Here is a 13,923-nt window from a genome sequence, read left to right as displayed (position 1 = left end):
ACATTCCCTACAATCCCCCGCAAAGTTCGCCCCTTTATTCCCTGTTAGACGAGATAACCGATGACGCCTGAAAACCTGCCCATTGAACAATATGACGACCAGCTGGCGGAAAAGACCGCACGTCTCACGGCGATGATGTCGCCTTTTAATGCGCCGCAGCCTGACGTTTTTCGTTCTCCTGTCAGCCATTACCGCATGCGTGCCGAATTCCGCGTTTGGCATGATGAAGGCGACCTGTACCACATCATGTTTGATCAGCAGACCAAAGCCCGCGTGCGCGTCGACCAGTTCCCGGCGGCCAGCGAGCTGATTAACCGTCTGATGCCGGTGCTGATCAGCGCCGTGAAACAAGATCCGGCGCTGCGCCGTAAGATCTTCCAGATCGACTATCTTTCGACCCGCAGCGGCAAAATCATCGCATCGTTGCTCTACCACCGTAAGCTTGATGAAGAATGGCAGAAGTCCGCGACAATCCTGCGCGACCAGCTGCGTGCCGACGGTTTTGATATCCAGCTGATTGGCCGTGCAGCCAAAACCAAAATCATGCTGGATCAGGATTATGTTGATGAAGTTCTGCCGGTTGGCGGGCGCGATATGATTTATCGTCAGGTGGAAAACAGCTTCACACAGCCAAACGCTGAGATGAACATTCAGATGCTGGAATGGGCGCTGAAGGCCACGGAAAACTCCACTGGCGATTTGCTCGAACTGTATTGCGGCAACGGCAACTTCTCGCTGGCTCTGGCGCGCAATTTCCGCCGCGTGCTGGCAACCGAAATCGCCAAACCGTCGGTCGCAGCAGCGCAGTTCAACATTGCGGCAAACCATATTGATAACGTGCAGATTATCCGCATGGCGGCTGAAGATTTTACTCAGGCGCTGAACGGCGTGCGTGAATTCCGTCGTTTGCAGGATGTGGATTTAAGCGGGTATGAATGCAACACGATTTTCGTCGATCCACCGCGCAGCGGTCTGGATGATGAAACCGTGAAAATGGTGCAGGGCTACGAACGCATCCTTTATATCTCCTGCAACCCGGAAACGCTGTGTGCGAATCTGGAAACCCTGAGCCAGACACACCGCGTGACGCGTCTGGCGTTGTTCGATCAGTTCCCGTATACCCATCATATGGAATCCGGCGTTCTGCTGGAAAAGATCTGATTCAGCCGCGTTAAACATGAAAACGGGCACCCCGGCGTGCCCGTTTCCCTTTCTGTACCGTCAATCTCAGAGATAAACCCGCAGATATTCTGACAGACACAGAATCGCCATCGCCTGCCCGTAAGGCATGGAAGTCAGCGCGATTTCCCGATAGAAATCCAGATCAGACCCCATCGCCGTGCCGAAAGACGTTTGTGTCAGTTCCCCTGCCGGATTGATGTGTTTGATCACGCCCTGAATCGCTTTCTCCGCCACCGGCGCATAAGACGCATCGATATAACGCTTACGCACCGCTTTCAATATTCCGTAGGCAAAACCGGCGGTGGCTGAGCTTTCGAGATAGGACTGCGGATCGTCGAGCAGTGTATGCCACAAACCGCTGTTATCCTGACATTTCGCCAGCGCGCTGACCTGGCTTTCCAGCACCTGTAACAAATAGCGGCGGGTCGCGTTATTTTCCGGCAAATCCACCAGTTCAAGGAATTCAGGAATGGCAATCGTCAGCCAGCTGTTTCCGCGAGCCCAGCGCGCCTGCGCAAAATTATGATGACCATCGAACGTCCAGCCGTGGAACCAAAGGCTCGTTTCGCGATCCATCAGATACTGAACGTGAACCAGAAACTGATATGTCGCTTCTTCCACAAACTCAGGCCGATCCAACAGTTTCCCGATTTTTGCCAGCGGCAGCACGCTCATCATCAGCGTGTCATCCCACATTTGCTGATGGTTTTCGTTGTTATAAACGATGTGCTGCATCGCACCATTATCGGTGCGCGGCATTTCATACATCACCCATTCCGCCCAGCGCTCCAGATAAGGCCGCCATACTGCATTACCGGTTTCTTCATAACGATAAGCCAGCGTCAGGAACGGACTCATGGTATTCACGTTTTTCGTCGGCGTGCCTTCGGCCAGACGCGCAGTAAACCAGTCGTCGATCACCGCACGCATTTTCTCGTCGCCGGTCTGCTGATAATACTGATAGATGCCGTAAAGCCCGATGCCGTGCGTCCATTCCCAGCCCGCCCAGCCTTTGGTGTCAATGACGCGGCCGTCGTCGAGCCTTAACAAGAACTCACCGGTTTTATCTTCGATATTCACCAGATTGTCCGTCACATTGTGGATCAGCGCTTTCAGCTCATTGCGCGAAATGAAATGTTCCGGCTGACGTAAAAGCGCGCTGTGTTTCACTTCAAAAACTTTCATGGTGTTCTCCTGATAAATGTTCACCAAAATTACAAACGTCCCTGTGCCGGAATTTCGGCGGCATTTTCACGGGTCAGCTTTTCAGGTGGCGGATTATGACGATGCAGATAACCAATATTGTTGTTGCCCCACAGCGATTCGTATTTCATCCCTGTCAGCATTTCGACGGTCGCCCGATCTTCCGGCGTAATTTTCTCCGGCACGATGCGGTTCGCATCACGCATTTTCTGCGTTTCGCGGGTCAGCACGCCGTGCGTTTTCTGATTGAGGCGGAAGAACAGTGAAATAATGAAGCCCATGCTGAGCATCAGCAGTGAACCGATCACCATAACGCCGAGAATGGTATGACCGACGGCGGGAACCTGCTGGCTCTGCCCGGAAACAAATCCGGCGAGTTGCAGAATGATCCCTACCAGCATCACAGCACCGGCCTGCGAGGCTTTGCGTGTCAGCGTCATCACGCCAGCGAAAATCCCCTCGCGGCGCTGACCGGTGATGGTTTCATCGACATCGGCAATATAGGTGTAGATATTCCACGGCACGTAGTTGATCCCGCCGCGTCCGAGCCCTGCCAGCGCAGAAATCAGCAGCAGTAACGACATCGAATCGTTCATTCCGGTGTAATACAGCGCGCCGTAAGAAATCGCCGCCAGCCCGAATAACGTCACAGCAAGACGATAAGACGGTGCCGGTCCGAAACGGATACACAGCGGGATTATGCCGATAACCGCCACAAATTGCAGAATCGCCATCATGCCCATGAGATTGGAAGCAATCGACGCACTTTGCATCAGCACAAACACCACGTAATAGGTAAAGACGGCGTTAAACACGTCCTGCGCAATATATCCGCCGAGGTACAGCCCCAGATGCTGACGGAAAATCTTGATACGCAGCGTCGAGGACAACTCCACTTTCAGGCGTTTCAGGCTTTGCGCCAGCGTCAGTTGCTGGCGTTCGCGCTCAATTTTCTTCGTGGCTTCAGATTTGAGTTCTTCCGGCCGTTCCCAGGTAAAGAAATACACCAAGGTCAGAACGAAGGCGCAAATCACCGCAAAGACCAAGCTCGAATAGAAGAAGGAAATGGCGTTATCTTTGCCGAAGTGCTGCAACAGAATGCCCGGCAGGAAAGCAGCGAGAATGGCCGAAAGCTGCGCCAGCGCGATACGTGCCCCGGAGAATTTGGTCTTCTGTTTGAAATCGTCGGTCATTTCCGGCACCAGCGTTTCATACGGCACCAGAATCATGGTGTAAACGATATCGAACAGCAGATACGTCAGCAGGTAATACGCATATCCCATGTCGCCCACCCACATAAAGCTGTAGCTGAACACGCAGGGAATACCGAGAAGAATAAAGAACTTACGGCGACCAAACCGTTTTCCGAGCCAGGTATTGCCAAAATTATCCGTGAGATAACCCATTAACGGGCTGAGCACGGCGTCGAGCACACGCGCCGTGGCAAAGATAAAAGTCGCTTCGATGGGCGAGAGGCCACAAAACGTGGTGTAGAAGTAGAGCAACCACGCCGCGGTCAGGGCCGTGGTGCCCGCCCCCAGAAAATCGCCAGAACCGTAGGCGATGTAATTAAAGAATCCGATCTTACGTGTTTTCATTGCCGTCTTGCCTCTGTTAAATCACCTATAGGCGTAGGCTGAATGCGAACGAAAATGTTTCGTCTGCCCATGATTCAAATTAGCGAGGAGCCCGGATGAAAACCTTTTGATTTTTGCCACTCAGACAGACTTTATGGCAAAGAAATAAAGAAGTGTACGATCAACATCTAAATATTGAACATGGGTTTATTATTTATGAAATGACAGTTCATAAAAATGACGAGTACAGAAGAAAACAGGAAGGGGGCGGCCGGGCGCAGGATATAAAAAAGGCAACCCGAGGATTGCCTGATTTTATAAAATAATGAGGAGGTTACTGCGCAGCAGATTTACGTTTCTTCAGCTTGAGACCTATCCAGAAGACCAGCGCCACACAAATCATCGTTGGCAAAGAATTTGACCCTAATTCCGGGTATTCCACGCGGACAAAAGCGCTGTAGAGCAGCAATCCGAGCAGGAAACAGGCCGCAGCAAGAACCGGCAAACCTTTCGGCATTTCGCCTTTGTGGTAGCGAACATGCAGGCAGTACACCGATAACACCAGCGCGATTATCGGGAATATCGAAAACGCGACGACGGAGCTGAATAACGCATCGAAAGTGCCATTAATAGACAGCCCGGCAATCAAAGCCAAAACCAGAGTGCCATTATCCTGGTTCGCTTGTTCGGTCATCTTCTTTACCTCGGGTCTTCGTGTGAATGGGAGTGACCGCCGTTCTTTCCTGTTGCCGGCGATACCAGTAATACGCACCTTTAGAGATCATACGCAGCTGCAACACCAGACGCTCTTCCAGCTGGCGGCGTTGTGCGATATCCACGTCCAGCGCTTCCGCACCGGCGTTGAAAACAATAATCACCATCGCTTCGGCCTGCGCTTCGGTAAAACTGCGCGGCATATGGTTTTCGAGTTGCAGATAGTCAGCAAGTTCCGCAATAAAATGCTGAATTTCACGGGCTACAGCCGCACGAAACGCCGACGACGTGCCGGAACGTTCACGCAACAGCAAACGAAAGGCGTTGGGGTTGTTGCCGATGAACTCCATGAACGTCGATACGGACGTGCGGATCACGCTGCCGCCTTTGGCAATACGCTGACGCGCCTGGCGCATCAGCTGACGCAGCATTAAACCGCTCTCATCAACCATCGTCAGACCCAGTTCATCCACGTCACGGAAATGCCTGTAAAAGGACGTCGGCGCAATGCCTGCTTCACGAGAAACCTCACGCAAACTCAGACTGGCAAAGCTACGCTCGGCACTGAGCTGGCTAAAAGCCGCTTCAACCAGTGAGCGACGCGTGCGCTCTTTTTGTTGTGCTCTTACGCCCATTACATTCATCCGGATAATGTTCTTCTTATTAATTATTCGCCCGTTGTTGCTTCACTATACCAAAATTTTTACCGGGCGGAGTTATAGATACCACAGCATAATGTGGGTCAGAATGTTGCTGCATTACCATTAAATGACAACTGCATGAGCGGTAAATAGGTGTAATATGTTACTTTCTCGTTGTGATTTTGTATAAAAATAGGTTTCGAACTATGCCACAGCACTCACATTTTGATGCCATCATCATTGGCTCAGGCCCTGGCGGAGAAGGCGCCGCGATGGGACTGGTTAAACAAGGCGCCCGTGTTGCTGTCATCGAACGCTATAACAACGTCGGTGGCGGCTGTACTCACTGGGGAACCATCCCTTCCAAAGCACTGCGTCACGCCGTCAGCAGAATCATCGAATTTAACCAAAACCCGCTCTACAGTGATAACTCCCGCACCCTGAGCTCCAGTTTTCCGGATATTTTGCGTCACGCAGATTCCGTCATTAATCAGCAAACCCGCATGCGTCAGGGTTTCTACGAAAGAAACCAGTGCCAGCTCTTCTCCGGCGATGCCAGTTTTGTCGATGCCAATACCATCGACATCCGCTACGCCGATAACACGCACGAACAAATCACCGCTGACAACATCGTGATTGCCTGTGGTTCCCGCCCTTACCGACCGGCCAACGTCGATTTTGGTCATCCGCGCATTTATGACAGCGACCTGATCCTTGAACTGAGCCACGAACCCCGCCACGTCATTATTTATGGCGCGGGCGTTATCGGCTGCGAATATGCCTCTATCTTCCGTGGTTTAAACGTGAAAGTGGACTTAATCAACACCCGCGACCGGTTGCTGTCTTTCCTCGATCAGGAAATGTCAGACGCGCTGTCTTATCACTTCTGGAATAACGGTGTGGTCATCCGCCACAACGAAGAGTTCGAGATGATTGAAGGCGTGGAAGACGGCGTGATCATGCACCTGAAATCCGGTAAGAAAGTGAAAGCTGACGCGCTGTTGTACGCAAACGGACGCACCGGTAACACTGACAAACTGGGTCTGGAAAATATTGGTCTTGAAGCCGACAGCCGTGGTTTGCTGAAAGTAAACAGCATGTACCAGACGGCACTGTCACACATTTATGCCGTCGGCGACGTCATTGGTTATCCAAGCCTGGCTTCAGCGGCTTACGATCAGGGCCGCATTGCCGCGCAGGCAATGATTCAGGGCGAAGCGAAAGTGCATCTGATCGAAAACATTCCGACCGGCATTTATACCATTCCTGAAATCAGCTCCGTCGGCAAAACCGAGCAGGAACTGACGTCAATGAAGGTGCCTTACGAAGTGGGCCGCGCGCAGTTTAAACATCTGGCTCGTGCGCAAATCGCCGGAATGAATGTGGGGAGCCTCAAGCTGCTGTTCCATCGTGATACTAAAGAGATCCTCGGTATTCACTGCTTTGGAGAGCGCGCTGCGGAAATTATCCATATCGGTCAGGCTATTATGGAACAGAAAGGCGAAGGCAATACTATCGACTATTTCGTTAATACCACCTTCAACTATCCGACCATGGCAGAAGCTTATCGCGTGGCGGCACTCAACGGATTAAACCGCCTTTTTTAAGCCCGCGGCTTTATCCATATAAGGTTGCATGTGCTCTTTGATGGCTTCGGCCAGTTGTTCATAGCGCCCACGCAGTGGCGAACCGGGACGATACACCAGCGCAATCGTGCGACGGGGTTCCGGTTTGTCACAGGTCAGATACGTTACACCATCGCGGCTGCGCTCATTCGGCACAGCCAGTGCCGGCAGCAATGTAATGCCGCTTCCCGCCGCCACCATATTACGCAGCGTTTCAAGGCTGGTTGCGCGAAAATGCGTATCTTCGTCCGCCCCGGCCTGGAAGCAAAAACCGAGCGCCTGATCGCGCAGGCAGTGCCCGTCTTCCAGCATCAGCAGTTTTTCACCGGCCAGATCCGCCATCGCCACGCGATCGCGTGATGCCCACGGGTGATCGTCGTAGATCGCCAGTTTCATCGGTTCATCAAACAGCGGCACTTCAATAAAGGCTTCGCTTTCTTTGACCAGCGCCAGAATTGCGCAATCGAGTTTTCCGCTGTCAAGCTGCGCCAGTAACTGATGGGTTTGCGCTTCGTGCAGATACATTTCGAGTTTAGGGAATGTTTTATGCAGTGAAGGAATGATTTGCGGCAACAGATAAGGCCCGACGGTAGGAATTAGCCCGATATGCATTGGCCCGGACATCGCTTCGCCCTGCTGACTGGCCATCTCTTTGAGAACTTTCACTTCACGCAGCACCGTGCGCGCCTGATCGACCAGCAGCAAACCGGCTTGTGTAAACAGCACCTTGCGGCTGGTTCTTTCAAGCAGCATAACGCCCAGTTCATCTTCCAGCTTACGGATTTGCCCGCTTAACGTCGGCTGGCTGACATGACAGGAATCTGCTGCACGGCGGAAGTGACGAAACTCTGCCAGTGCCACCAGATACTCTAAATCACGAATGTTCATTTTTCCTCCAGTCCCTATAAGGCAATGTGATAGCCGATAACGATAGATAAGATAGCAATCAACGATTATATCTATCAACTATTATCGTGAATAATGCTTTCCAACGAAACGGCATAGCCGAAAAATATTCACATTTTATTGATAAATTAAGAGGTTATTCATGTTTTCAAGCCAGGAAGGTAAACACGTTCCGCACGTTACTTTTCACACCCGCCAGGGCGATCAGTGGGTAGATCTCAGCACCGACCAATTGTTCAAAAACAAAACAGTGATTGTCTTTTCACTGCCGGGCGCATTTACCCCGACCTGTTCTTCAAGCCATCTGCCGCGTTACAACGAACTGGCACCGGTGTTCAGACAACACGGCGTTGACAGCATTCTGTGCGTCTCTGTAAACGACACGTTCGTGATGAATGCCTGGAAATCAGAGCAGAAGGCATCGAACATTACCTTTATTCCGGACGGCAACGGTGAATTCACCAAAGGTATGGACATGCTGGTCGAGAAAGCTGATTTAGGTTTCGGCCCGCGCTCATGGCGTTATTCCATGCTGGTACGTAACGGCGTGGTCGAGAAAATGTTCGTTGAGCCAAACAAGCCGGGCGACCCGTTTGAAGTGTCAGATGCGGACACGATGCTGAAATACCTGGCACCAGAATACAAAGTGCAGGAATCGGTCTCTGTGTTCACCAAACCGGGTTGTCCGTTCTGTGCCAAAGCCAAGCAAATGTTGCAGGAACGCGGCATTCAGTATGAAGAAATCGTACTGGGCAAAGACGCCACCACCGTCAGCCTGCGCGCTGTCACCGGCCGCGCGACCGTGCCGCAAGTCTTCATCGGCGGACGCCACATCGGCGGAAGCGACGATCTGGACGTTTACCTGCACTCGGAAACACAAGATGTGTGCGAAGTTGCACAATAAGCTTCACCGGAAACAGCTGTAAGAAGTCAGACGATAATCCCTGCATACCAACAAAAAAAGCAGTACAAGGCCCTAAATAATTCGAGTTGCAGGAAGGCGGCAATCGAAAGCCCCCGGCGAGATTACTCAGGTAAGTGAATCGGGGGATTGAAAGCAGCCAACGCCTCTGCGACTCGAAGTATGACGGGCAAGACTACGTGAACTTTCGGCGGGCTTCGTGCCCGCCATTTTTTTGTTTCTGCGATGTCAGAATTGAGGATGACGCAACGTTGACAAAAAGGGGTTGTAAAGTGCTGACGCAAAACCCCAAAACGTGGGAAATGATGAGGTTGTGAACCTCCTCACAACGCACTTCCCTTTTAACGTTTAGCTTCGTTCATCTGATTGATTTGTTTGTATTTATACCGTGAATGCAACGATAAACATCTCACCTTCAAATCAATCATTCCACGGACGTTTTGCTTAAAAGGACTTACTCATGACCGGATTTCCCGCTGCCCGTCAGGGCGATAATACCGCCACCGGTGGCCCGATTGTTCAGGGCTCGCTGGGCGTGATGATTGGCGCACCGACCGGCGTGGCCTGCTCGGTTTGCCCCGGCGGTGTGGTGGAAGGCAGCCCCGTGAACCCGTCGCTCGGCGCCAAAGTTCTGCCCGGCGAAACCGACATCGCACTGCCCGCTTCTTTGCCTTTTGTCCTTTCTCGCAGCTACAGCAGTTATAAAACGGACACGCCCGCGCCCGTCGGAATGTTCGGCCCCGGCTGGTCGGCGGCGGCGGATATCCGCCTGCAAATCCGCGCGGACGAACTTATCCTTAACGATAATTCGGGACGAAGCATTCATTTCCACCTCCTTCCGCCCGGCCAGATTGCCTTCAGCCACAGCGAAAACCTCTGGCTGGCACGCGGCGGTGTGGATAAGCAAAACGAGGCGCATCCGCTCAGCAAACTCTGGCAGGCGCTGCCGGAGGAACTCCGCAACAGCCCGCATTACTATTTTGTCGCCAATGACGCCATCGGCCCGTGGTGGATTTTAGGCTGCGTGCAGTTGCCCGAAACAGCAGAAGACGTATTGCCGCGCCCGCTGCCGTCTTCACGTGTGCTTTTTGGTTTGTGCGACCGCTTTGGTCATCAGCTTAATTATCATCGTGACGCCGAAGGCGAATTCGCCGGGCAGATTACCGGCGTCACCGACAGCTGCGGGCGGCGCTTTCGCCTTGAATTAGTCACGCTGCCGGACTTCAAACCCGTGCCGGATAACGGCTGGGGCGAAGATGGCGGCGTGCGGCTTTCCGCTGTCTGGCTGACAAAGGATGTCGCGTTTCCGGACTTGCCGACAAAACCTCTGGTGCGCTACGACTTCACGCCGCGCGGTGAACTGAAAACCGTTTATGACCGCGCGGGCGAAGTGGTCCGGGAGTTTGACTGGCATCCCGAACTTTCCGGCACCGGTCTGATGATTGCCCACCGTTACGCCGGACGCCCCGCCACACATTACGCTTACGACGCGTCCAGAAAAGTCATTTCGCAGGTCAATCCCGGCGGCCTGTCTTACGAATTTGAATACACCAAAAACCAGACCCGCGTCACCGACAGCCTCGGGCGCTTACGCGTTTATCACTTCGAGGGTGAAAAGGGACTTCGCCGCGTGGTCAGACTCGAACAGGCCGACGGCAGCTGCACGCAAAGCGCGTTCAACAACCGCGGCCAGCTGATATCCCAGACCGATGTCTCGGGACGCACCACCGAATTTCATATCAACCCGGCCAATGGCACGCTGGGCGCGATTTTGCATCCGGGCGGCGAAAAGCGCAGCCAGTTCAACTACAACAAACAAGGGCAGCTGGTTTGCAGCACCGCGCCCGACGGACGCCGCGTGAGCCGGGAATATGATGCACTGGGGCGTCTGACTGCTGAGACTGACGCCCTGCACCAGACCCGTCGCTATCATTACGCCGACGATAAAAGTGCACAGCCCAGCGCCACCGAAGACGCGGCGGGCGGGCGTCAGACGCTGGAATGGAATGCGGCAGGGCTGCTGGAAAGTTTCACCGACTGCTCCGGTTTCAAAACGACTTACCGCTATAACCGCGACGGTCAGCCGCTGGAAATACTGCACGAAGAAGGAATGAAAACCCGCTTTGCGTACGATGCGCGCGGACGTCGGATGTCGCGCGAGGACAGCGCGGGACTTATCACCCGCTGGGAATACAATGCCACCGGAGATGTCATCACCATCACCCGACCTGACGGCACGCAAAGTACCCTGACTTACGATGAGCGCGGTAATCCAACCGCACAAACCGAAGGCGGGCTCACGCGACAAACCGAATTCGACAGCGCGGACAGGCTGATGCGGCTGGTTAACGAAAACGGCGCTGACACGAAATTCAGCTACGACGTCATGGACCGGCTGATTCAGGAGGTTGGTTTCGACGGGCGCGTGCAGAGTTATCAGTACAACATCGCCGGTCAGCTAATCCGCAGCGACGATGCCGGGCTGATGACGCACTGGCATTACGATGACGAAGGCCAGCTTATCCGCCAGCAGCGACCGGAGACGAACGACGGTCCGGACGACGCGCTGTGGCAATATGACGCCGCCGGACGCGTCACCGAAACCGCCCACCGCAGCGAGACCCATCTGGTCAGCGTGCGCTTTCAGTACGACGCCAACGATAATCTTAACGGCGAGCGGCAGATTATCCGCAACGCGCACGGCGACCTGCTCTGGCAGCACACCGCAGTGCGGGGTTTTGACGTGCGCGGCTTTGAATCCGCCGTCCGCTACGACGGCCTGCCGGAAATCCGCTGGCAGACCTACGGCCCCGGCCATCTTCTGGGTGTAAAACTCGGTGACGACGTGCTGCTGGAAATCACCCGCGACAGGCTGCACCGCGAAACTACGCGCCGGTTCAGCGATAACTGGCAGAGCGAAAATGTCTATTCACTCACCGGACAACTCGCCGCGCAGCACACGCCGGACGTCGGCCATCCAAACCTCAAGCGCAACTATCACTACAACGTCGCCGGGCAGATGGCGCAGATGACCACCGGACTCGGCGACCACCATTACGCCTACACCCCGGCAGGACGACTGAACAGCGTCAGCTCGCCGGACGGCTTTCTCGCGACCTTCACCGACGCCGCCGGTAACCGTAACTGCACACATCCCGACCTGAACACGCCGCTGACCGACACGCTGCCGGTCTGGTACCACAACCGCATCCAGCGCGACGAACGGTACATTTATGAACACGACAAATTTGGCAACCTGACGGAAAAACGCCCGTACCGCGCGGGCTGGCGGGAAGCACCGCGCGGGGCTATCAGCCACTTCACCTACGACCAGGCGCACCGGCTGACGCGTCTGAAAATGGAAGAGGACGGCCAGATTCAGATGCAGGCGCGCTATATCTACGACCCGCTCGGGCGTCGCGTCGGCAAGCACGTGACGCAACTCAATCCGCAGTCCGGCGAAACAGAAACCCAAAACATCTGGTTCGGCTGGGACGGCGACCGGCTGGTGCTGACCGAAAACCGCGACACGCAGCTGCACACGATTTATCACCCGAACAGCTTCGTCCCGCTGCTGCGCGCCGAACACGCGCGCATGGAAGACAGCCACCGCTCGCTGGCGGAAAAACTCGAAGAGGAAAACGGCAGCGCGTTGCCGACCGAACTGCATCTGCGCCTGAATGAAATCGAAAAGGACATCCGCAAAAATCGTCTCAGCGACGACAATCAGCAGTGGCTGGACGCCGTCGGGCTGAAAGCCGAAAACCTCGCGCTGTGGCTCGACCCGATGCCGGAAGGCGAGGCGCTGAAAATTCACCTTTATCACTGCGACCACCTCGGCACACCCATTGCGCTGATTAATCACAGAACCAGCAAGGTGGAATGGAGCGCTGTGATGGACGTCTGGGGCAACGCGGTCGATGTTTTTAATCCGTACAAACTGCGCCAGCCCATCAGAATGCAGGGCCAGCATTACGACGAAGAATCAGGGCTGCATTACAACCGTCACCGTTATTATGACCCGATGCAGGGAAGATATATTACGCAGGATCCGATTGGGTTGAGAGGGGGATGGAACAGGTACATATACATTAACAATCCTGTTCAATACATTGATGCCTTGGGACTAAAAGGCTTTGGTATTGGCATATCACAAGCTGGTCAGGCGGCAGAATCAGCTGGTCGTTATTTGTCAGAAAGTGATCGTCAAGCTGCGCTATCAGCAATATCCGGACCTTACTATGCACCAATGTCTGGTTCTATCTCTGTAGATTTATCATACGCACTTGATTTCTTTATGGGTGGGAATGATTCATATGGCCTCGCTGCTGGAACAAATATAGGTTCTCCAGTCGGCGTGGATCTATGTGTCTATCGTTCACTTTGCGAACATGAAGGGATTGGAATTGCGGTCGGAGGCGCATTTACAGGAACCATATCAGGAGGAGGCGTATCTTCCGGAGAAAGCGATCTCGAGGGTTGGGGAGGTGCCGGGGGCTGGCTGGGTAAATTTGGTTTAACAGCAATGAAAGATAGTGCAGGCAACAAATCTGGCTCGCTTGGAGCAGGACCAGGTGCCGGTGGATTTGTAGGGAAAATCACCTGCCGCCAATCAACTAAATGTGCTTTCGACTAGGATAGTCATGAGAATTTATAACAGCTGTATCAAACTATTTATATTGATCATCATGATTTTTACAATCGCAGCCTGTGATAGTAAAAATATGCAAGAAGTACAACTTAAAATAAAAACGTTTCAAGCAGAGTACAATGATAATAGCCTAAAGGAAATGTATGCAGAGACGTCAAATGATTTCAAAAATGCAATGCCGGAAGGAAGTTTCATCATTCTCATGATGGAAAAGAAGAAAATGTTAGGAACCTATGAAAAATCAAGAGTCCTATACAGTTTAGAAAAGGACAATTCCCTGATTAAAATAACTTATGTATCCGAATACGAAAAATATATTTTAGCCGAGGAGTTTGTTTATAAAAAAAACAAAACAAACAACAAATTTGAGTTATTCAGCTTCTTAGTTGATTCAGGAGGATTTATACAGCCTGTCATGAAAAAATAGCACGCTTATAAAAAAAGGCACCATTATTAATTCTTATAAAAAAGTCCTTTTAGATTTAATAAACCAGCACAGGTG

At 52.9% G+C, this 13,923-nt stretch carries 10 protein-coding genes; 5 read left to right on the top strand and 5 right to left on the bottom strand.

The window, feature by feature from the left end; all coding sequences use genetic code 11:
* Window positions 1–60 precede the first annotated feature (60 nt).
* Window positions 61–1,161: a tRNA (uridine(54)-C5)-methyltransferase TrmA gene (gene trmA, locus BV494_RS17595; RefSeq protein WP_101079862.1), complete on the top strand. Its 1,101-nt coding sequence runs from the start codon at window positions 61–63 to the stop codon at window positions 1,159–1,161.
* A gap of 66 nt (window positions 1,162–1,227) precedes the next feature.
* Here the strand turns inward: trmA and bglB are convergent, their stop codons facing one another.
* From bglB to fabR, 4 genes are all read right to left on the bottom strand, one after another.
* Window positions 1,228–2,367, bottom strand: coding sequence for a beta-galactosidase BglB (gene bglB / locus BV494_RS17590; protein ID WP_104924835.1), 1,140 nt, complete (start codon window positions 2,365–2,367; stop codon window positions 1,228–1,230).
* Window positions 2,368–2,396: 29 nt separating this feature from the next.
* Window positions 2,397–3,983, bottom strand: a complete 1,587-nt coding sequence (locus tag BV494_RS17585; protein ID WP_104924014.1) for an MFS transporter — start codon at window positions 3,981–3,983, stop codon at window positions 2,397–2,399.
* A 313-nt stretch (window positions 3,984–4,296) separates the two neighbouring features.
* The gene (locus BV494_RS17580; RefSeq protein ID WP_104924013.1) at window positions 4,297–4,656 is read right to left on the bottom strand and encodes a YijD family membrane protein; all 360 of its coding nucleotides are present in this window, start codon (window positions 4,654–4,656) and stop codon (window positions 4,297–4,299) included.
* On the bottom strand, window positions 4,631–5,311 hold the full coding sequence (gene fabR / locus BV494_RS17575) for an HTH-type transcriptional repressor FabR (protein ID WP_104924012.1): 681 nt from the start codon (window positions 5,309–5,311) through the stop codon (window positions 4,631–4,633). The genes BV494_RS17580 and fabR overlap by 26 nt, the downstream gene beginning before the upstream one ends.
* 212 nt (window positions 5,312–5,523) lie before the next feature.
* Between fabR and sthA the strand changes: the two genes are divergently transcribed.
* A complete protein-coding gene (sthA, locus tag BV494_RS17570) occupies window positions 5,524–6,924 on the top strand; it encodes a Si-specific NAD(P)(+) transhydrogenase (RefSeq protein ID WP_104924011.1) in 1,401 nt (466 codons plus the stop codon).
* Here the strand turns inward: sthA and oxyR are convergent.
* Window positions 6,907–7,830, bottom strand: a complete 924-nt coding sequence (oxyR, locus tag BV494_RS17565) for a DNA-binding transcriptional regulator OxyR (RefSeq protein WP_104924010.1) — start codon at window positions 7,828–7,830, stop codon at window positions 6,907–6,909. The genes sthA and oxyR overlap by 18 nt on opposite strands.
* A 160-nt stretch (window positions 7,831–7,990) precedes the next feature.
* On the opposite strand from oxyR, the gene BV494_RS17560 reads away from it, so the two are divergent.
* The 3 genes from BV494_RS17560 (at window position 7,991) to BV494_RS17550 (ending at window position 13,848) form a co-directional block, all read left to right on the top strand.
* The gene (locus tag BV494_RS17560; protein ID WP_104924009.1) at window positions 7,991–8,752 is read left to right on the top strand and encodes a glutathione peroxidase; all 762 of its coding nucleotides are present in this window, start codon (window positions 7,991–7,993) and stop codon (window positions 8,750–8,752) included.
* Window positions 8,753–9,230: 478 nt separating this feature from the next.
* Window positions 9,231–13,406, top strand: a complete 4,176-nt coding sequence (locus BV494_RS17555; RefSeq protein ID WP_104924008.1) for an RHS repeat-associated core domain-containing protein — start codon at window positions 9,231–9,233, stop codon at window positions 13,404–13,406.
* Between the two features lie 52 nt (window positions 13,407–13,458).
* Window positions 13,459–13,848, top strand: coding sequence for a hypothetical protein (locus BV494_RS17550; RefSeq protein WP_192938025.1), 390 nt, complete (start codon window positions 13,459–13,461; stop codon window positions 13,846–13,848).
* Window positions 13,849–13,923: the final 75 nt, after the last annotated feature.

Origin of the sequence: Rahnella sikkimica (assembly GCF_002951615.1) — a bacterium.
In the GTDB taxonomy this organism is placed as follows: domain Bacteria; phylum Pseudomonadota; class Gammaproteobacteria; order Enterobacterales; family Enterobacteriaceae; genus Rahnella; species Rahnella sikkimica.
The sequence above is the reverse complement of the archived record's forward strand: the minus strand, read 5'-3'. Positions and strand labels throughout refer to the sequence as shown.

Excerpts from the sequence above, each read along its gene's own strand:
- trmA (WP_101079862.1), top strand. The coding sequence starts at position 61 with ATGACGCCTGAAAACCTGCCCATTGAACAATATGACGACCAGCTGGCG.
- bglB (WP_104924835.1), bottom strand. The coding sequence starts at position 2,367 with ATGAAAGTTTTTGAAGTGAAACACAGCGCGCTTTTACGTCAGCCGGAA.
- BV494_RS17585 (WP_104924014.1), bottom strand. The coding sequence starts at position 3,983 with ATGAAAACACGTAAGATCGGATTCTTTAATTACATCGCCTACGGTTCT.
- BV494_RS17580 (WP_104924013.1), bottom strand. The coding sequence starts at position 4,656 with ATGACCGAACAAGCGAACCAGGATAATGGCACTCTGGTTTTGGCTTTG.
- fabR (WP_104924012.1), bottom strand. The coding sequence starts at position 5,311 with ATGGGCGTAAGAGCACAACAAAAAGAGCGCACGCGTCGCTCACTGGTT.
- sthA (WP_104924011.1), top strand. The coding sequence starts at position 5,524 with ATGCCACAGCACTCACATTTTGATGCCATCATCATTGGCTCAGGCCCT.
- oxyR (WP_104924010.1), bottom strand. The coding sequence starts at position 7,830 with ATGAACATTCGTGATTTAGAGTATCTGGTGGCACTGGCAGAGTTTCGT.
- BV494_RS17560 (WP_104924009.1), top strand. The coding sequence starts at position 7,991 with ATGTTTTCAAGCCAGGAAGGTAAACACGTTCCGCACGTTACTTTTCAC.
- BV494_RS17555 (WP_104924008.1), top strand. The coding sequence starts at position 9,231 with ATGACCGGATTTCCCGCTGCCCGTCAGGGCGATAATACCGCCACCGGT.
- BV494_RS17550 (WP_192938025.1), top strand. The coding sequence starts at position 13,459 with ATGATTTTTACAATCGCAGCCTGTGATAGTAAAAATATGCAAGAAGTA.